The following is an 18,988-nucleotide window of genomic DNA, read 5'->3' as shown; positions in this document are numbered from 1 at the left end:
GAGTCAGACGGACCATTTCCGGCCATATTCGCGGCTGAGATTTATCAGTGCCTTTATGGCTGGAGAAATCCATTTCTTTTTATGATACACAATCTGGGTGAAAAAAACAGGGTCTGTTTCAATGAATTTTGTGCGGAGCAATCCGCTTTCACTTTCTGATTTCACGGTGTAATAGGGAAGATAGGAAACTCCCAGGCCGTTGGTTACGTATTTTTTGATTGCCTCCACATTTGCTGTTTCCAGTACGTTGGCAGGGACATAGTGGTGCTTTTGCAAGTATCGTTCAAATTCCTGGCGATAGCTGCATTCCTTTTCTGTGTAGAACACCATTTCCCCGGATTCGGGCAAAAAGTCTGGCTGTGTATGACCGGCGGGAGCAACAAGGCACATTTTTTCTTCTAAAAGCAGTTCTGTATGCAGATTTTCTTCCATACACTCAGGCTGAAGTACAAAGCTGATGTCCAGCTGTCCGGCAGATAAATCTTTTATCAGCAGCTCACATGGGCTGTTGATCATACGAACCTCCACCTGTGGATAAGCCGCTTTATAGGCAATGATAAGCGGGTACAAACGATACAGTGTCAGGGATTCGGGGGCCCCGATCCGTAAACAGCCCTGGGGAATGGCATCGCTTTTTCCCAACTGTTCCAGATTATCGTACTCCCGCAATACCGAATTGGAATATTCCAGCAGCTGCTCTCCAAACGCAGTAAGCTTCAGCGTCTTACCAGTCCGGTCAAAGACAGGACAATTATAGTAAGATTCAATGGCACTCACCTGAAAGGTCAGAGTAGACTGGGCATATCCCAGTGCCTGAGCCGCCTTCGTGTAACTGCCAAGCTCTGCTATTTTAACCAACGTTCTTAAATTACGTATCTCGATCATATCTCATTCGTCCCTTTCGGTTCTGATCCATTTTAAATGGTGTTATCATTATTTTATCATCAATAATTCTGAAGTCAATATTTAGAAACTTCAATTATACAAATGCTTGAATTTTTATTATGATAAATGTGATGGAAGGGAGATTGTTTGTATGAAGAAAAAATTAAATGTTTTTACGGTAAGCGGGCTGATGACCGGGCCGATTCTGGGCTCCGGCATTATCTTTCTGCCATCTCTGGCTTATGAAATGCTGGGTGAGCATGCGATTTTTGCATGGCTCATCATAATGGCACTTAATATTTTATTTGCCTATGTCTTTGCAAAGATGACAATAATTGCATCGGATAACCGGGGAATCAGTACGATTGTAGGGGATATGTTCGGCAGCAGATTTGGAACACTTGCAGCCAATTATCTTACGGTGGCAGTCTTTTTTGGTCCTGTTGCGGTGGCAATTACTGCGGCAGAGTTTATTGGGCCCGCAGTTACCTCTGTCTTTCACGTAACTCCGTGGGTAACAGCCGGAGGGGTACTTTTTATCTGTGCCATGATTGTTATATCGGATGTTTCTTTTATGGGAAAATTTATGCTGGTATTATCCAGTATCACAGCCTGCCTGCTGCTTGCTGGCAGCGGTGCGACTTTGTTTCGTTTACCGGATCTGTCCATTCCCCACAGCCTGCCGTCACCGGAGATCTTAGGGCGGACGCTTCTTCTTATATTCTGGGCGATTGTGGGATGGGAAATACTGGGAAATTATGTGGAGGATGTGGAAAATCCCCAACGTACCATGATGCGTGCCATGCAGATTAGTCTGTCAGCAATTATAATGGTTTATCTGCTGACTGCTTTCGCATTTCAAAACAGCCCCAGTCATTCCATGCCCGATCTTTTAATACCAGTCGCGGGCAGATTTTCAGGAGCCGTTTTTTCCGGCCTGGCTGCAGGTCTTTGTATCTGTACTGTGTCAACTTTTACCGGGGCAGTTGTGCGCCAGACTGCGGCACGGTTTAAAAGCGTTGGATTACCGAAACTATTTCACCATAAATGGCTGACAGCCCTGATGCTTCTGGCAGTGAATTGTTTGGTTCTCTTTCTCCATGCCTCTGGAATACTGTCATTTCAGAATATTGTAGGAATTGCAAATACCATGTTTATCGGGAATGCCGTTCTGGGGCTGGCAAGTGGTTTTAAACTCATTCCTCATATTGTGATACGGATTGGAATCGGGATTTTGCTGTTTTTACTTGTTATCATTTTTCTGTTTTCCTCAGTCTATGCTATGGTGCTGTTTCTGCTGATTACAATTTCATGTTTCATTCCTTATTCTTGTGATATAATAAATAGAAAGAAGGAAAGGGAAAAACAGAGGCAATGAGAATTTTATTGGTGGAAGATGAACCGGATTTAAACCAGCTGATTGTAAAAAAGCTTCAGCTGGAACATTATACAGTTGACAGCTGTTTTAATGGACTGGATGGTCTGGAGTATTTCCAGATGACTGATTATGATGCGGTGATTCTGGATATTATGATTCCCGGGATGAGTGGCCTTGAACTATTAAAAAAGGTTCGGAAACTGGGGAAAAAGACTCCGGTGCTTTTACTGACAGCGAGGGACAGTATAGAGGACCGGGTGACAGGCCTTGATGCAGGAGCGGATGATTATCTGGTAAAACCCTTTGCTTTTACCGAACTTCTGGCAAGAATCCGTGTCATGTTAAGACGGTCATCTGGTAATACCAGCAATATTTTCGAACTGGGGGATCTGACGGTGAACTGCGATACAAGGTTAGTGACAAGGGACCAGAAAAACATTCCCTTATCTTCTAAGGAATTTTCCATATTAGAATATTTAATCCGTAATGCGGGAATTGTGCTTTCCCGGGATAAGATCAGCCAGCATATCTGGAATTATGAATACGAAGGAGAATCCAATCTGGTTGATGTATATATCCGGTATTTAAGAAAAAAAATAGATGAAGGTTATACGGAGAAACTGATTCACACAGTCAGAGGTGCAGGATACGTTCTGCGTACAGAAGACCCGTTACACAGTTAGAAGGTCTGAGGCGATGAAATAACTTTTCAGAAAGAGATAATGATGAAAAAACTTTCCATTAAAATGCGGGTTACTCTGTGGTTTACGTTATTTATGATGCTTCTTGTTATAGTGGTATCCGTTTTTTTAGTGTTCTCACAAAGAAAATTTAACAGCCTTACCTTACAGAAAAAATTAATGGAAACGGTGGATGAAATTGAAGATCTGAACCGGAATCAGTTAGAGGAAAAGATCTCGGTCCCTGTAAATGATATCTACATCTCCGTGTATGACATGAATGGATCAAGGCTGGCAGGAATTGTACCAACTGATTGTGAAAATAAGGAGGCCTTTGCAAAAGACGCTTCCAGAAAGCTGAAATCTGGCAGTCAGGAATGGTTTCTATATGACACCACCATGAAAAAAGAACATGGAACTTATTTGTGGATCCGTGGTATCCTGCCGATTCACGATACTGTTCACTCAGAAGATATATTCCTTCGCCTTCTTGTGCTGGCACTTCCTTTTCTGGTTCTGGGAGTAGCATTGGTGGGGTATCTGGTCATTGACAGAGGGCTTCGCCCCGTTCAGGATATGATACAAACGGCAAAAGCCATTGGAGAGGCGGGAGATTTGTCCCGTCGGATTCAAATGGAAGAGGGAACGGATGAAATCCATACCCTGGCAAAGACCTTTAATGGTATGTTTGACAAGCTGGAGGGGTATTTTGAAAATGAGAAGCGTTTTACTGCAGATGCTTCTCATGAGCTCAGAACTCCGGCTGCTGTCATACTGGCCCAGTGTGATTACGGGCTGGAACATGCCTCCAGTATGGAAGAAACAAAAGAGTCCCTCTATAAAATCAGACAGCAGGCAGTAAAGATGTCTGCCCTGATCTCCAATCTTCTTACTCTTGCACGTATGGACAATGGCCAGTTTCAACTGGAGAATCTGGAACGGATTAATTTCAGCGAACTGGTGGAAATTATAGGGGAACAGCAAAATGAGATGGCGAAGGATAAGAAGATCAGTGTCATTACTAAAGTACAGCCAGATGTTTTTCTGATGGCAGACGAGACAATGATGATCAGAATGCTGATTAATTTAATTGAAAATGCGGTTCAGTATGGAAAAATAGAAGGCTGGGTGAAGCTTTCTCTGGAAAAGAAAGAGGATCATCTGGAACTAACGGTGGCAGACAATGGCATCGGGATTGCGCCGGAACATCTAAAGCGTATATGGGAACGTTTTTATCAGGTTGATCCGTCCAGAAGCAGTGGACGTAGTAACACAGGACTAGGACTTGCCATGGTAAAATGGATTGTAAGTGCTCATAAGGGAGAGATTACGGTAAAAAGCCAGCCTGGTGAAGAAACGGTGTTTGCCGTAAATCTGCCATTTGAAAATTGAATATGGAAGTAGTAAAAACTGCCCGGTCGGTAAAATTTTGCCGGGCAGTTTTTTTATTTCACAGGAAGTTCACACAATTCCGCTAATTTTTAATCTGGTTTTAATTTTTCCGGATTATGATAACAGCAGAAACGAAGAAGAAAGGAGTCATAAAGATGAGACAGATACAGAAAACTTTTTTTGCACTGGGTACAGCCAACACTGTGGCTGTTTTTGACCAGGAACCTTCTGAGGAACGAATCATAAGAGTTCTGGACCATATTAAAATGCAAACCCTTCGTTTTGACCATATGTTTTCCGTTTTTAAAGAGGATAGTGAGATTACTGAGATTAACCGGGCAGCAGGAAAAAAACTGGTAACAGTCAGCAAAGAGACAATCGCTGTGATTGAAAAGGCTGTTGAGATCTCGAAAGATTCCCAGGGTACCTTTGATATTACATCAGGAAGTCTTTTAAGAATCTGGAGAAAGGCAAAGAGGGAGAACAGGCTGCCATGCATGGAAGAGTTGAAACGAACCATGAATTTAATCAACTACAAAAATATTGTAATTGACCACGAAAAGGTGGGATTGTCGCAAATGGGTCAGGAGCTGGACCTGGGAGGAATTGCCAAAGGTTATGCAGCGGACGCGGCAAAACAGATGTTACTTGATGAGGGAATATCAGATGGCTTTATTAACTTTGGAGGGTCGGTCATAGCATTTGGAAGCCCCAAACAGATCGGGATTCAGAATCCATTCGCTAAAACAGGAGTGCCAGCCGGTACTGTTAAAATATCCAATCAGGCAGTTGTGACTTCCGGAAACTATGAACGGTATTTTGAGAAAGACGGGCAGAGATATCATCATATTCTGGATCCTGCAACTGGATTCCCTTCCACCAGCGGATTAGCAGGAGTAACTTTGATTGGTGATTTGGCATGTGAACTGGATGGATTGTCTACCGCTGTTTTTGTCATGGGTCTGAAATCAGGGATGAGACTTTTAAACCAATATCATATAGAAGGGATTTTTATGGAGAAATCAGGTGCCACTTACGTAACACCGGGATTAGAAGATAAATTCAGCATGGGAAAAAAGGAGATTAATCACTATGGATAATAAAAAGAAAACAGGTTCCGTCAGAGTATGGAGAAGAATTATTCAGATCCTATCCTTCTTAGCTTTGCCGGGTCTGTTCACCAGTATTTTTTATGCAATGAAAGAAATCTACAGTGGGATTCTTACTGGGACATTCACCCTTTCTGCAATGTTTCCCCAGCTGCTTCTTTTTTCAGGGAGCATGATAATCACCATACTTACAGGCAGATTTTTCTGTGGATTCTTATGCAGCTTCGGGGCAATGGGAGACTTTTTGTGGTTCCTGTCAAAGAAAACAGGGAAAAAAGGCTTAAAGGTAAGTGAAAAGACCGATGGGTGGCTGAAAAATTTGAAATACGTGATTCTGGTGTTTATTATATTAGGTATATGGACATTTCATCTGGGAAATCTTGACAGTATGACGGGCCCCTGGGCAGTTTTTGGCATGTATTCTAAAATCGGAAGCCTGCCTTCCGTCCGGTATTTATTTACCATTGGAGGTTTCCTTCTGCTTCTTATTATTGTTGGCTCTTTCCTTATAGAACGATTTTTTTGCCGCTATTTATGTCCTCTTGGAGCTGTTTTTGCTATTTTATCCAGATTCCGGCTGTTTCGCATTCAAAAGGAGAGGAGTAAATGTGGAAGCTGCCGGCTGTGTACCAATAAATGCAGCATGGGAATTCCTCTTTATCAGTACGATACGGTTACATCAGGAGAATGTATTGACTGTTTTGAGTGCACATCGGTCTGCCCAAGACACAACGCCAGAGCAAACGGAGCGCCTGTGGCAGTCTCAGCTGTTTCGGCAGCGGCCATGTTCGGGCTGGTTTATGCGGGGAATACCCAGGCTCAGATGGTGAGCAGCCAGACTCCGCCAACAATTGAAGTTCAGTCCAATACCGGAAATTATATAGACGGTACCTATGCAGGAACGGGGCAGGGTTTCCGTGGAGAAACGAAAACAAGTGTTACTGTAGAAAATGGTAATATTACCGACATAACAGTTTTGTCCTATGAAGACGATAAGCCATATTTCGGTAAAGCAGTGGAGAAGGTGACAGCTGAGATTATTAACAGTCAGAGCACTGAGGTAGATGCAGTTTCCGGTGCTACCTTCAGCAGTAATGGCATTATGGAATCAGTAGCCAATGCACTGAATGTTTCCTACACAAACCCCAATAACACTTTAAAATCAGAGGGACATGGTCATCGAGGGAAAAAATAGTTTAGTATGGAAAAAAATCCAGATACCACTTGTGCTTTTAACCTGCAGGTGGTATAATGCTCCCAACATATAAAGCGAGAGAACAATGGAGTCTCAACTGTAAGCATGCAGTTGCGGCTTCTTTTGCTTTTTGAGACATGATGTCCTCTCGAAGCATCCCAGTTTCTTTTTGGAGAACAAGGAGGTTTTCCCCAGTATTTAGCGGGAGAGCCTCTTTTTGTTTGACAAAAAATCGTTTTATATAACAAAAAAAGCATGAGGAGGATCGGATTATGAGGAAAAAGTTATTATCAGCTGTGCTAATTGGGGTTATGGCCGGCAGTCTTCTGGCCGGGTGCGGATCATCTGCACAGCAAAGTGCGGCAGGGGCAGGGACGAAAGCAGTTTCGGGGGAAACAAAAGCACCAGGCGATGGATCGAAAACCATTAAAATCGGTGCAATCTGTTCTCTGACAGGTGGTTCCGCCATCTATGGAGAAGGGGCGCAGAATGCCATTACCATGGCGGCAGAAGAAATCAATTCCAGCGATTCGGAATACAAGATTGAGATTGTAAACGGCGGAAAAGTAGTTGATGATGCCAGTGATGCAAAACAGGCAATTAATGCGTATAACAGTCTGATGAAGGAAAGCCCAGATGCCATAGTGGGCTGCTTTTTCTCATCAGTAACCCTCCCCATTGCAGAGCAGGCTTCCAAGGATAATATGCTTCTTCTTGCAACCGGAGCTACCAATAAAGATGTTACATTAAAAGGTCCCAGCATCTTCCGTGACTGCTTCATCGATCCCTATCAGGGAAAAATGGCAGCTCAGTTTGCAAAAGAAAAGGGCTGGAAAAAAGCAGCCGTTATCTATGCAAAGGACGATGATTATTCCAATGGATTAAAAGATGCATTTATAGAGAATGCCAAGGCCAATGGAATTGAGGTTGTCTATACTGGGGAATGTACCACAAAAGATACGGACTTCTCCTCCCAGGCCTCCCAGGTGGTGGCAAAGGGCGCAGACTTCCTGTTTTATCCCTGTTTCTTAGATACGGTTCCTCTGTTAGTGGGAGCGGCCAGAGATGCAGGCTTTACCGGAGCTATTATGGGCGGTGACGGTTGGGACGGTACAGATACGAAAGGCGTGGAAGACAAGTTTGACAACTGCTATTTCACCAACCACTATTCATCCGAAGATACCGCTCCAGCTGTTTCTAATTTCGTGTCCAAATATAAGGAAAAATACGGGACAGAAAGCTTAAATGCCTGTGCGGCGCTTTATTATGATGCCGTCTATATGATTGCCGAAGCGGCGAAAAACGGTAAGGCAGCAGACACCCCTTCCTTAATTAAGGGAATGACGAAAATGACCTTTACCGGCGTAGGGGGGACCTTCACTCTTGATGAAAACGGGGATCCTGAAAAATCGGTTGCCATCAATACCTTTGAGGGCGGCAAGGTAAAATGGCTGATGACCTTGTCACCAGAAGGAACAAAAAAATAGTATTAAAAGACAATCAGGAGATGTGCATGAAAGCATGAAAATGTCTTTGGTGCACATTTTCCATTTGAAGGAGAAAGGAAACGGCCTATGACATTCTCATTATTTATTCAAAGCCTGATAAACGGACTGAACCAGGGCTCGATTTACGCCCTGATAGCGCTGGGCTATACGATGGTATACGGAATTATCCGTATGATTAATTTTGCCCACGGCGATTTTATCATGATCGGTTCCTATACCCTGTTTTATACCATTCCGCTTATGATCAATGCCGGAATGCCCCCTTGGCTGTCCGTATTTCTGGCCATTGTAATCTGCGCCGGAACAGGTGTGGTTGTGGAGGTTGTGGCATATAAGCCGGTACGGAAAGCAGGCGCTATGTCCGCGCTTATTACGGCACTTGCCATGAGCCTGTTTCTGGAGAATCTTGCCATGGTTCTTTTTGGAGCAAAGCCTCGAAATATACAGAAAATTTTTGATCTTCCTTCTGTCAGTGTGTTTGGAACAAGTCTCCCGTTAAACGTTGTGCTGACCATTGGTATTGGTATATTTATGATGGCAGCGCTGCAGCTTTTTATCAAAAGAACCAGAATGGGAAAAGCGATGCGGGCAGTTCCACAGGACCGGGATGCCTCTATTCTTGCAGGAATTAATGTAAATAAAGTCATTACCGTTACCTTTGCCATTGGTTCCGGACTGGCAGCAGTTGCCGCCCTGATGTACTGCGCCAAATATCCCCGTGTGACCAATGACATGGGGTCCATGATGGGGCTGAAAGCCTTTATTGCCGCTGTACTGGGTGGAATCGGAGTCATCCCAGGCGCCATGCTGGGAGGAATTTTAGTGGGTCTCATTGAAATATTTGTAAAGCTGTTTGCTCCAGGGTGGTATGAAGCCATTACCTACGCCATTCTCATTATTATACTGCTGGTTAAACCGTCTGGCATTCTGGGTAAGAATGCGGGCGAGAAAGTTTAGGGGGTGGACCATGGAAAAACGGGTTAAGATTTCATATGTGATTAATTTTCTGGGTGTTTTAGCGGTATTTCTTCTCTTTGTACTGCTTTTTGAGTCAAGGATATTTGGAGCAGCCACCCAGTATATCAAAGGAATATGTACCACTGCCTGTTATACAATTATAATGGTAGCTTCCTTAAACCTGGTCGTAGGCTGTATGGGAGAATTTTCCCTTGGCCATGCAGGATTTGTTTCGGTTGGTGCCTATGCATCTGCCATTGTTTCCGGTGCTCTGACTGGAAAGGGCCTGCCTGATCTGGCACTCTTTCTGATTGCCCTCCTGGCAGGCGGGATCGCTGCCGGGATTACAGGCGTATTGGTGGGAATCCCGGCTCTTCGTCTGAGGGGGGATTATCTGGCTATCGTAACGGTGGCATTTGCAGAAATTATCCGGGTCTGCTTTTGTAATTTTTCCATAACCGGAGGCGGAAAGACCATGAGCGGCATTCTAAAGCTGTCAGACTTTTACTGGTGCTACTGGATTATGGCAGCCTGTGTGGCAGTCATGTATTTATATATCCGCAGCCGCTTCGGGAGAACGGTAAAGGCAATACGGGAGGATTATATTGCGGCTTCTGCCTCTGGAATTAATGTAACCTATTATAAAGTGCTGACCTTTACCGTAGCAGCTTTTTTTGCAGGTGTGGGCGGTGGTATCTATGCTCATTACATGACTGCCATGATCCCTACCAATTTTAATTTCATGTACTCTGCGGAGCTTCTTTCTGAAGTAATCATCGGAGGAATCGGGTCCTTAACCGGTTCCATTATCGGGGCTGCTTTTCTTTCTTCCCTTCCTGAGATGATGCGTCAGTTCTCCCAGTACCGCATGCTGGCTTATTCTGTGGTTCTTATAATTGTTATGATCTTTAAACCCGGCGGAATTTTTGGCAATTGGGAATTTTCCCTTGACAGAATATTACACAGGGCAGAAAAAAAGGGACATGAGAAAGCAGAGGGAGGGGTGCGGCCATGGAAGCAGCTGGAAAGAAAGAGCCGGTATTAAAGGTTCAGAATTTGGGAATTCAGTTTGGAGGCTTAAAAGCGGTTGACAGCTTTAATATGGAGATCGGAGAATCTGAGCTTGTGGGACTGATCGGACCAAACGGTGCAGGAAAAACCACGGTATTTAATTTGATTACCGGTGTCTATAAACCCACAGAAGGCTCTTTTTACTTAAATGGACAGCGGATGAACGGGAAGAAAACCCATCAGATTGTAGATGCCGGAATTGCAAGAACCTTTCAGAATATCCGTCTGTTTAAGAAAATGTCAGTCATTGACAATGTGAAAACAGCAATGGAAAGCAAACTGTCCTACGGGCTGTTTCACGCAGTTTTCAGAACGCCGGTCTACTGGAAGGAAGAAAAGGCTTTAACAGAAAGAGCAGAAGAGCTTCTTAAAATTGTTCATTTAAGCGGGATGGAGGATTATGAGGCGGGGAATCTTCCCTATGGACAGCAGCGCCGTCTGGAAATTGCAAGAGCTCTGGCTACGGATATGAAGCTGCTTCTTTTAGATGAACCGGCAGCAGGAATGAATCCAACGGAAACAGAGGAGCTTTTAGAAATTATTCACTTTATACGCAATGAATTTAAAATATCGGTCCTTTTAATCGAACATGATATGAGCCTTGTTATGAAAATCTGCGAACGGATTCTGGTACTGGATTTCGGAACCACAATCGCCATAGGAACACCGGAAGTAATTGCAAACGACACCAGTGTCATAGAGGCATACTTAGGAAAAGAAGATGAGGAGGTGGAAGCGGATGCTGAAAGTGAATAATCTGGCAGTTTCTTACGGAGCCATCAAAGCCATACACGGTGTTTCCCTGGAAGTTCATGACGGTGAGGTGGTGTCCTTAATCGGGGCGAACGGGGCTGGTAAAACCACCATTTTAAGAACCATATCGGGATTAAAAAAGGCGGATGACGGTGAGATCCTTTTTAACGGAACCGATTTAAGAAAAATGGAGCCCAGCAAAATTATTACTCTAAAGCTGGCTCATGTACCGGAAGGCAGGCACATCTTCCCTCAGATGACCGTGGAAGAAAATTTGGAGATGGGGGCATTTACCGATAAAAAGGATATGGAAGCAAATATGGAAGAGGTATTTGAACGCTTTTCGCGCTTAAAGGAACGGCGCAGACAGCTTGCAGGTACTTTGTCAGGAGGAGAGCAGCAAATGCTTGCAGTGGGAAGGGCTCTTATGGCAAAACCAAGCATGATCCTGATGGATGAACCCTCCATGGGGCTGTCCCCTCTTTTGGTTAAGGAGATATTTTCAATTATAAAAGAAGTGAACAGGAAAGGAATTACCGTCCTTTTAGTGGAGCAGAATGCGAAAATGGCTTTATCTATTTCAAGCCGTGCCTATGTAATGGAAACGGGGAAGATCACCATATCCGGAGATGCCGGAGAATTATTAAGGGATGACCGTGTAAAAAAGGCATATCTGGGACAGTAGGAGGATGACACATGAACAAACAGAATCAATTTTTTGCAATTGCCATAACCCGCACCTGCGGAAGCGGAGGCGGCAGCCATATAGGAAAAAAACTGGCTGCCGATTATGGAATAGATTATTATGACAGAAAGCTTTTACGGCTGGCGGCAGAGGACAGCGGAATTAACGAAACCATATTTGCACAGGCAGATGAAAATACAAAAAAGACGTTGTTGTACGGGGCATTTAAAAGGGTTTATAATGGAGAGATCATCCCGCCGGAAAGCGGAAATTTCTTATCAGACCAGAATTTATTTAATTATCAGGCAAAGGTGTTAAAAGAGCTGCTGACCCAGGAATCCTATGTGTGTGTGGGAAGAGCTGCTGATTTTGTATTAAAGGGGGAACCCAGTGTGGTGTCAGTCTATTTAGATGCACCCTATGAGTTTCGGGTAAAACGGGAGATGGAACGGCAGGGAATTGGGGAAGGGGAAGCACAGCGCTACATTGACCAGCTGGACCGGTACCGCAATGCCTATTATCTGTATCATACCGGTAGACAGTGGAAAAACCCCCGAAATTATGACCTGTGTCTGGATACAGAAAGCCTGGGACTTGATAACTGCGCGGAACTGATTAAAGAGTATATCAGGATGAAATTTGGCATTTGCCCGGAAAAAAAGGAGAGGTTATGAAAGAACTTGCTTATTATGATGGAACAATTGCTGCACCAGAGGAGCTGATGATTCCTTTTAATGACAGAGTGCATTTTTTCGGTGACGGGGTTTATGATGCATCAGTGGGTGGGAATCACCGCGTTTATCTGCTGGAAGATCATCTGGATCGTTTCTATTCCAGTGCAAATGCTCTGGATATCCGGATTCCCATGGAAAAGAAGGAACTTGGAGAACTTTTAACGGATCTTCTTAAAAAGGTGGAGGGAGAGACTCATTTTGTCTATTGGCAGGTCACAAGAGGAGCGGCTCCCAGAAACCACGCGTATGACAGCGAGATGACCGGTAAGCTCTGGGTTATGATCCGTCCCAACCGGCTGCGCAATCCCGAAGTTCCCATCAGTCTGATTACAGCAGAGGATACCCGTTTCCTTCACTGCAATATCAAAACCTTAAATCTTCTGCCTTCTGTCATGGCATCCCAGAAGGCGGAGCAGCTGGGTGCACTAGAAACCGTGTTTCACAGAGGGGATATGGTAACGGAGTGTGCCCACAGCAATATCTCCATACTGAAAGATGGTATTTTTTTATCCCATCCCAATGATCAGTACATTCTGCGGGGAATTTCCAAGACCCATATGATTGAAGCCTGCTACCGCCTTGGAATCCAGGTGCTGGAACGCCCGTTTACCCTTACGGAGCTGATGGAGGCGGATGAGGTGCTGGTGACCTCCTCTTCTAATTTCTGCCTTCACGCAAAGGAGATCGATGGAATACCTGTAGGAGGAAAGGATCCGGTGGGGGTAAGCCGGATTCAGAAGGAAGTCATCGAAGAATATTTAAGATATACAGGAAAGAGTAGCTTGTTTGATGATGCAGTCTGAACATGCAGGACAGCTGTTTGAAAAAGGGAGTATGAAATGGAACGGGCAGAACTGGAAAAATGGAACGTAGGAGAAAATTTAGATGCGCTTATGAATCTGGATCCAAGGGGCTATGGCGTTTGCCGGATTCTTTATGAAGGAAGCAGGAAAGCCATGGGAGAGCCGTTAGCCATGAGAGCTGCTGAGAGATTGTGCGAAACGGTAAAGGAACAGGACCTGGTCTTTATTCTCACTGGTTTTGTCCTTCTGCCACACAGGATACCGGAGATGGATGGCATGGTAAGTTCCATGCTTTTAGCCAGATCTCTGGTGCTGGCTTTTGGTGCAAAACCAGTCATTATCTGTCCGGAGGATTGCGTGAAGGCTGTAAAAAAATGTGCATCCGTAGTTGGCCTACATATCTACGAAGATTTAAAGACCGTACAGGAGCTTCCCTACAGCATGGGAGTTCATGCATTTACAAAGAACTCCAACAGAGCGTCAATGGAAGCGGAATGGCTGATCAAAGATATCCTGCCTTCTGCAGTAATTTCGGTGGAAGCTCCGGGAGCCAACCATCTGGGGGTTTATCACAATGCGGTTGGTAAGGATGTTTCTGAATTGGAAGCAAAAAGTGATGTTCTGTGGGAACTTTTGAAACAGAAAGGCGTTTTAAACATTGCCATAGGCGATCTGGGAAATGAAATCGGGATGGGAACCATCGGAATGCATATCAGACAGTACGTCCCTTTTACCGGGCAGGGAGAATGTATCTGCGGCTGCAAAGGAGGCACTCTGGCAGCCAGCAGTGCAGATCATATTATTACTGCCACCTGTTCCGACTGGGGCTGCTATGGACTTATGGCCGCACTTGCCTACTTAAAGCGGGATATGGAGATTCTTCACCGGGAAGAGATGGAGGCAGAGATTATGCGCGTGGCGTCAAGAAGCGGGCTGATCGATATGACCGGATCGCTGCTGCCGGGTATTGATGGGTTTAATACCCGGATGAATACGGGAATTGTAAGTCTGATGCGTCAGTGCACGGCATATGCAGTCCGGTATTCCCGTAATTCAGATCAATGGTTTGGACCGGTTATCGGTAAAGGCTTTTTCCAAAAAAGGGGGGAAGGAAGTTGAAAATCAAAGCTGTGGGTGACCGGGGGGTGCTGCTGGAGCTGGGAGAAACCATTGACGAAACGGTAAACCGCCAGGTTATGGAACTGAACCGGAGCATAATGGCTGCCTCAATTGAAGGAATTACGGAGACAGTTCCTGCTTTTTGTTCTGTTCTGGTATGCTACGATCCCCTGATCACGGATTATGATTTACTAAGCAGCAGACTAAAGGAATTGTCAAAAACGGTTACTTTGGGGAAAAAGTCAGGTGGCAGGCTGGTGGAGATTCCGGTGTGCTATGGCGGAGAGTCAGGGCCGGATCTTTCTTTTGTGGCAGAACATGCGGGGAGGGAGGAAAAGGAGGTAATCCGCATTCACAGCAGCAGAGATTACCGGATCTATATGCTTGGTTTTCTACCCGGTTTTCCTTACCTTGGAGGGCTGGATAAAAGAATTCATACTCCCAGGCTTACTACACCCAGGACAAAGATACCTGCCGGGTCTGTTGGAATCGGAGGAGAACAGACTGGAATTTACCCCATGGAATCGCCTGGCGGCTGGCAGTTAATCGGAAGGACTCCATTGAAACTTTTTGATGTAAAACGGGCAGAACGTCCTCTTTATGAAGCTGGGGATACCATACGGTTCATTCCCATCACATCAGAGGAATACCATAAAATCAGACTGGAACAGGAGAAGAGGTGACCGCATGGGGCTGGAAATAAAACTGCCGGGTGCATTTACTTCCATTCAGGATAAAGGAAGACAGGGATATTTAAGCCAGGGTTTTATAGAGAGCGGAGCCTGTGATAAATATTCCATGGCTGCTGCCAATTTATTTGCGGGCAATTTATCAGAGCCGGAGCTGGCAGTTTTGGAGTTTACTTTAAATGGGGGAGAGATTTATTTTACTTCCGATGAAGTGATCGCCCTGGCTGGTGCTGATATGAAGCCACTGAAAAACGGAGCTCCCATTCCCATGTATCGTCCTGTGGTTATGAGGGGAGGGGACTGTCTGAGTCTTGGAATGGCATCAAAGGGCCTTAGAACCTATCTGGCTGTATACGGGGGAGTGGCGGTTTTACCGGTACTTGAAAGCAGATCCACTGACTTAAAGAGCTGCTTGGGAGGTCTTAATGGCAGGACATTAAAAACGGGTGATCTCCTCCGATCAGGTAAAAGTGGGGAAGAGATAAAGAGGTTTGCAGCTGCGGTGGATGAAATGGATTTCACCTCCCTGGCTGGGGAAAATGAACTCTGGTTCATAAAACCCTCCAATCCATTCCGTTACAGCGCAGATAAACAATATGTGCTTCTTCGGACTGTTCCCGGTCCCCAGGCAGAGGCTTTCACAGAGGAAGGTAGAAATACCTTTGTCAGAAATCCTTATCAGCTGACTGCAGACTGCGACCGCATGGCATGCAGGCTTAACGGACCCTCCGTTGAGACGGGGAGAGGGGCGGATATTATTTCCGATGCAGTCATGGAGGGATCGGTTCAGATCACCTCTTCGGGACTTCCCATTGTCATGCTTGCAGATCATCAGACAACGGGAGGTTATGCAAAGATTGCCACTGTTATCACCACGGATATTCCTGCTCTGGCTCAGCTGCGTCCGGGAGAGTGGGTGACTTTTCAGTACGTAACTGCCATGGAAGCGGTGAAGATTGCCAGAAAAGAGAATAAAAAGCTTCTGGAACTGAAAAAAATAATTGAGACTGCCATGGGAAAATGGTAAAATAGGAACAGGAAAGAAGGAAAATAATGGGAACAGATTTAAGCCGTTTCACGCCTGTGGAAGTAAGAACCATGATCAGAAAGGGGCTGATTGATACTCCCACTGCCGGACTGTGTGCAGGCTATGCCCAGGGGAATTTAGTAATGCTCCCCCAGGAACTTGCATGGGATTTCCTTTTATTCTGCCAGAGAAATCCAAAATCCTGCCCGCTTCTTGAAGTTTCCGACGCAGGCAGCCGGACATTTGCCTTTACAGCACCAGGCAGTGACATTACCATGGATCTTCCAAAATACCGGATTTATGAAGACGGCATCTGTACCGGGGAGTACACGGCAGTGACCGATATTTTTGAGGAGTATCAGTTACGTAAGGGAAAGCTGGTGAGTTTTTTAATAGGCTGCAGTTTTTCATTTGAAGCGGAGCTTCTGGAAGCTGGAATTCCCGTAAGGCAGATCGAAGAAGGCGTTAATGTCCCCATGTACCAGACAACCATTTCCTGTATCCCTGCGGGAATATTTTCCGGAAACATGGTAGTAAGCATGAGACCGATTCCTCACAGCCTGGTACCAGCTGCAACAGCTATCACTGCAGCCATGCCCAGGGTACACGGAGCTCCGGTGCAGATCGGATACCCGGAGGCAATCGGGATCAGGGATATTGAAAATCCGGATTTCGGAGACCGGGTGACCATAAAGGAAGGGGAAGTCCCGGTGTTCTGGCCCTGCGGAGTCACGCCACAGGCAGTGGTGATGAACAGCCGTCCTCCCTTTGTAATTACCCATGCTCCCGGTCATATGTTTATTACAGATGTGAAGAATGCGCAGCTGAAATACTGAAAACGGTTTTAGAGAAAGGAAGCGTGATTATGGCGGTCATTGATTTGAACTGTGATTTGGGGGAAAGTTACGGAGCCTATAAGATCGGAATGGACGAAGAAGTAATTCCATATGTTACTTCTGCAAACATTGCCTGTGGATTCCACGGGGGAGATCCCATGGTGATGGAGCGGACAGTAGCACTTTGTAAGGAGCATGGAGTAAGAATCGGTGCCCATCCGGGATATCCGGATCTGGCAGGATTTGGAAGAAGGAATATGGCATTGTCTCCGGAAGAGGTGAAGGCCTCAGTGAAATATCAGATTGGAGCGTTAAAAGCATTTTGTACCGGAGCAGGAGTGCGGCTCTGGCATGTAAAGCCTCATGGTGCCCTTTATAATATGGCAGCAGAGGATTATCAGCTGGCGAGGGCTGTCTGCCTGGCTGTGAAGGAGGTGGATGAAAGTCTGGTGCTCCTTGGGCTAAGTGGCAGTGAGATGATCCGTGCGGCGAAAGCAACCGGCGTATTCTGTGCCAGCGAGGTCTTTGCAGACCGGGGATACCAAAGTGACGGGAACCTTGTTCCCAGAAATCAGAAGGGTGCACTGATAAAGGATGAGGAAGAGGCAGTAAAGCGGGTGATCCGTATGGTCCGGGAGCGGAAGGTGGAAGCTGTGGACGGACGAGACATTACCATACAGGCTGATTCCGTATGTGTTCACGGGGATGGAGCCAAAGCGCTGGCATTTGTGAAAAAGATCCGGGAAGGACTTATGGAGGAAGGAATTGTAATAAAGGGATTCTAGGTGACAGAGGGATAAAAATACCCCCGGAAAACGGTACATATCAGTATGCCGTTTCTTCCGGGGGATTATTTTTTATTTAGACATGGAATCTGCAATGGTATTGGCCAAAGCAGCAATTTCTGACAGCTGATCTTCTTTCAGGGAAGATTTCACTGTAATGGTCTGATCCAGAATGGTCATGTTTTTCATGCTTGAGATGATTTCGGTCATCTTTTTGGCTGCCATAACGCCCCAGGTGCCGTTTTCGATCAGTGCAACGGTACGGTTCTGCACGTTGTGAGCCTTCATATCCATAAGAAGATGCTCCATATTGCTGAAGATTCCTGCATTATAGGTAGCAGATGCAAAAACCAGATGGCTGCATCGGAATGCCTCAGAGATAATATAGGAAGGGTGAGTTACGGAAACGTCATACATCACAATATTGCGTATGCCCCGTTCTGCAAGCCGGCAAGCAAGAATATTGGCGGCATTTTCCGTGTTGCCGTATATGGAGCCGTAGGCGATCATGACAGCCTGTTCTTCCGGTTCGTAACTGCTCCAGGTGTAGTACTTGTCCATGTACCAGCAGATATTGGAACGCCATACCGGTCCGTGAAGCGGGCAGAGAAGCTGTATGTCTAAGTCCGCCACCTTTTTTAATAAAGCCTGGGTGTTGACCCCGTATTTGCCCACAATGTTAGAATAATATCTTCTGGAATCATCAAGCCATTCACGCTCAAAATTCAGCTCATCAGCAAAGATATTCCCGTTCATGGCGCCAAAGGTACCAAATGCATCTGCGGAAAATAAAATCTTATCAGTGGCATCATAGGTTACCATAACTTCTGGCCAGTGTACCATGGGAGCCATGTAGAAGGTGAAATTGTGCTTACCGGTTGAGAATGTATCTCCTTCTTTTATAATGACAGCTCTGTCATCCACTCCAAATTCATAAAACTGATTGATAATTGGGACAGTTTTTGCATTGCACACCACTTTGACATCGGGGTATCTTCTTACCATCTCTCCTAACGTTGCGCAGTGATCCGGTTCCATATGATTAACAAAAATATAATCCAGATTCCGTCCGCCTAAAACTGCTTCCACATTCTCGATAAACTGTCCGCTGATGGCTCTGTCAACCGTATCAAACAGTACGGTTTTTTCATCCAGCAAAACGTAGGAATTATAAGCAATTCCTCTGGGAATAGGGTATGCATTTTCAAACAGGGCCAGACGGCGGTCACTTCCGCCAACCCAGAACAGATCGTCTATTATTTTTTTGATACAGTACATGTTGCAGCCTTCCTTTCTATTGCTCGTTCTAGTATCTTGTATAAAGTATACTATATTATTAGCAAAATGTCATGACCTTTTTCTACAAACATAGTAGGAATTCG

19 protein-coding genes are annotated in these 18,988 nt (G+C 45.3%); 17 read left to right on the top strand and 2 right to left on the bottom strand.

Going from position 1 to position 18,988, the window contains the following annotated elements:
- Positions 1 to 3: 3 nt before the first annotated feature.
- Positions 4 to 885 carry a LysR family transcriptional regulator gene (locus tag ABS301_RS09805; RefSeq protein ID WP_349672055.1) on the bottom strand — a complete coding sequence of 294 codons (882 nt, stop codon included), beginning with the start codon at positions 883 to 885 and terminating at the stop codon, positions 4 to 6.
- Positions 886 to 1,036: 151 nt separating this feature from the next.
- Between ABS301_RS09805 and ABS301_RS09800 the strand changes: the two genes are divergently transcribed.
- From ABS301_RS09800 to ABS301_RS09720, 17 genes are all read left to right on the top strand, one after another.
- Positions 1,037 to 2,263 carry an APC family permease gene (locus ABS301_RS09800; RefSeq protein WP_349672054.1) on the top strand — a complete coding sequence of 409 codons (1,227 nt, stop codon included), beginning with the start codon at positions 1,037 to 1,039 and terminating at the stop codon, positions 2,261 to 2,263.
- On the top strand, positions 2,260 to 2,946 hold the full coding sequence (locus ABS301_RS09795) for a response regulator transcription factor (RefSeq protein ID WP_349672053.1): 687 nt from the start codon (positions 2,260 to 2,262) through the stop codon (positions 2,944 to 2,946). The genes ABS301_RS09800 and ABS301_RS09795 overlap by 4 nt, the downstream gene beginning before the upstream one ends.
- Before the next feature lie 39 nt (positions 2,947 to 2,985).
- A complete protein-coding gene (locus ABS301_RS09790) occupies positions 2,986 to 4,335 on the top strand; it encodes a sensor histidine kinase (protein ID WP_349672052.1) in 1,350 nt (449 codons plus the stop codon).
- Positions 4,336 to 4,490: 155 nt separating this feature from the next.
- Positions 4,491 to 5,435 (top strand): FAD:protein FMN transferase, encoded by a 945-nt coding sequence (locus tag ABS301_RS09785; protein ID WP_349672051.1) that lies wholly within the window; start codon positions 4,491 to 4,493, stop codon positions 5,433 to 5,435.
- Positions 5,428 to 6,639, top strand: a complete 1,212-nt coding sequence (locus tag ABS301_RS09780) for a 4Fe-4S binding protein (RefSeq protein ID WP_349672050.1) — start codon at positions 5,428 to 5,430, stop codon at positions 6,637 to 6,639. The genes ABS301_RS09785 and ABS301_RS09780 overlap by 8 nt, the downstream gene beginning before the upstream one ends.
- Before the next feature lie 272 nt (positions 6,640 to 6,911).
- Positions 6,912 to 8,126, top strand: a complete 1,215-nt coding sequence (locus ABS301_RS09775; RefSeq protein WP_349672049.1) for an ABC transporter substrate-binding protein — start codon at positions 6,912 to 6,914, stop codon at positions 8,124 to 8,126.
- 87 nt (positions 8,127 to 8,213) lie between these two features.
- Positions 8,214 to 9,104, top strand: a complete 891-nt coding sequence (locus ABS301_RS09770) for a branched-chain amino acid ABC transporter permease (protein ID WP_349672048.1) — start codon at positions 8,214 to 8,216, stop codon at positions 9,102 to 9,104.
- Positions 9,105 to 9,114: 10 nt separating this feature from the next.
- Complete coding sequence (locus ABS301_RS09765; RefSeq protein WP_349672047.1) at positions 9,115 to 10,149, top strand: branched-chain amino acid ABC transporter permease; 1,035 nt, start codon at positions 9,115 to 9,117, stop codon at positions 10,147 to 10,149.
- Positions 10,116 to 10,931 carry an ABC transporter ATP-binding protein gene (locus ABS301_RS09760; RefSeq protein ID WP_349672046.1) on the top strand — a complete coding sequence of 272 codons (816 nt, stop codon included), beginning with the start codon at positions 10,116 to 10,118 and terminating at the stop codon, positions 10,929 to 10,931. The genes ABS301_RS09765 and ABS301_RS09760 overlap by 34 nt, the downstream gene beginning before the upstream one ends.
- The gene (locus ABS301_RS09755) at positions 10,915 to 11,613 is read left to right on the top strand and encodes an ABC transporter ATP-binding protein (RefSeq protein ID WP_349672045.1); all 699 of its coding nucleotides are present in this window, start codon (positions 10,915 to 10,917) and stop codon (positions 11,611 to 11,613) included. The genes ABS301_RS09760 and ABS301_RS09755 overlap by 17 nt, the downstream gene beginning before the upstream one ends.
- Before the next feature lie 11 nt (positions 11,614 to 11,624).
- Positions 11,625 to 12,287 (top strand): cytidylate kinase-like family protein, encoded by a 663-nt coding sequence (locus ABS301_RS09750; protein ID WP_349672044.1) that lies wholly within the window; start codon positions 11,625 to 11,627, stop codon positions 12,285 to 12,287.
- Positions 12,284 to 13,150, top strand: a complete 867-nt coding sequence (locus tag ABS301_RS09745; RefSeq protein ID WP_349672043.1) for an aminotransferase class IV — start codon at positions 12,284 to 12,286, stop codon at positions 13,148 to 13,150. The genes ABS301_RS09750 and ABS301_RS09745 overlap by 4 nt, the downstream gene beginning before the upstream one ends.
- A gap of 36 nt (positions 13,151 to 13,186) precedes the next feature.
- A complete protein-coding gene (locus tag ABS301_RS09740) occupies positions 13,187 to 14,269 on the top strand; it encodes a DUF4392 domain-containing protein (protein WP_349672042.1) in 1,083 nt (360 codons plus the stop codon).
- Entirely contained in the window at positions 14,266 to 14,952 is a 687-nt protein-coding gene (gene pxpB, locus ABS301_RS09735; protein ID WP_349672041.1) for a 5-oxoprolinase subunit PxpB, read from the top strand. Before ABS301_RS09740 ends, pxpB begins: the two co-directional genes overlap by 4 nt.
- A gap of 4 nt (positions 14,953 to 14,956) precedes the next feature.
- Positions 14,957 to 15,985 (top strand): 5-oxoprolinase subunit C family protein, encoded by a 1,029-nt coding sequence (locus ABS301_RS09730; RefSeq protein ID WP_349672040.1) that lies wholly within the window; start codon positions 14,957 to 14,959, stop codon positions 15,983 to 15,985.
- A gap of 26 nt (positions 15,986 to 16,011) precedes the next feature.
- Positions 16,012 to 16,821 (top strand): putative hydro-lyase, encoded by an 810-nt coding sequence (locus ABS301_RS09725; protein ID WP_349672039.1) that lies wholly within the window; start codon positions 16,012 to 16,014, stop codon positions 16,819 to 16,821.
- Positions 16,822 to 16,850: 29 nt separating this feature from the next.
- Entirely contained in the window at positions 16,851 to 17,606 is a 756-nt protein-coding gene (locus ABS301_RS09720; protein WP_349672038.1) for a LamB/YcsF family protein, read from the top strand.
- 72 nt (positions 17,607 to 17,678) lie between these two features.
- On the opposite strand, the gene ABS301_RS09715 is transcribed toward ABS301_RS09720, so the two are convergent.
- Positions 17,679 to 18,884, bottom strand: a complete 1,206-nt coding sequence (locus ABS301_RS09715; RefSeq protein WP_349672037.1) for an FprA family A-type flavoprotein — start codon at positions 18,882 to 18,884, stop codon at positions 17,679 to 17,681.
- Positions 18,885 to 18,988: the final 104 nt, after the last annotated feature.

This window comes from Lacrimispora sp. (assembly GCF_031982545.1).
In the GTDB taxonomy this organism is placed as follows: domain Bacteria; phylum Bacillota; class Clostridia; order Lachnospirales; family Lachnospiraceae; genus Lacrimispora.
Note: the sequence above shows the minus strand (reverse complement) of the source record. Positions and strands in the feature narration are given on the sequence as shown.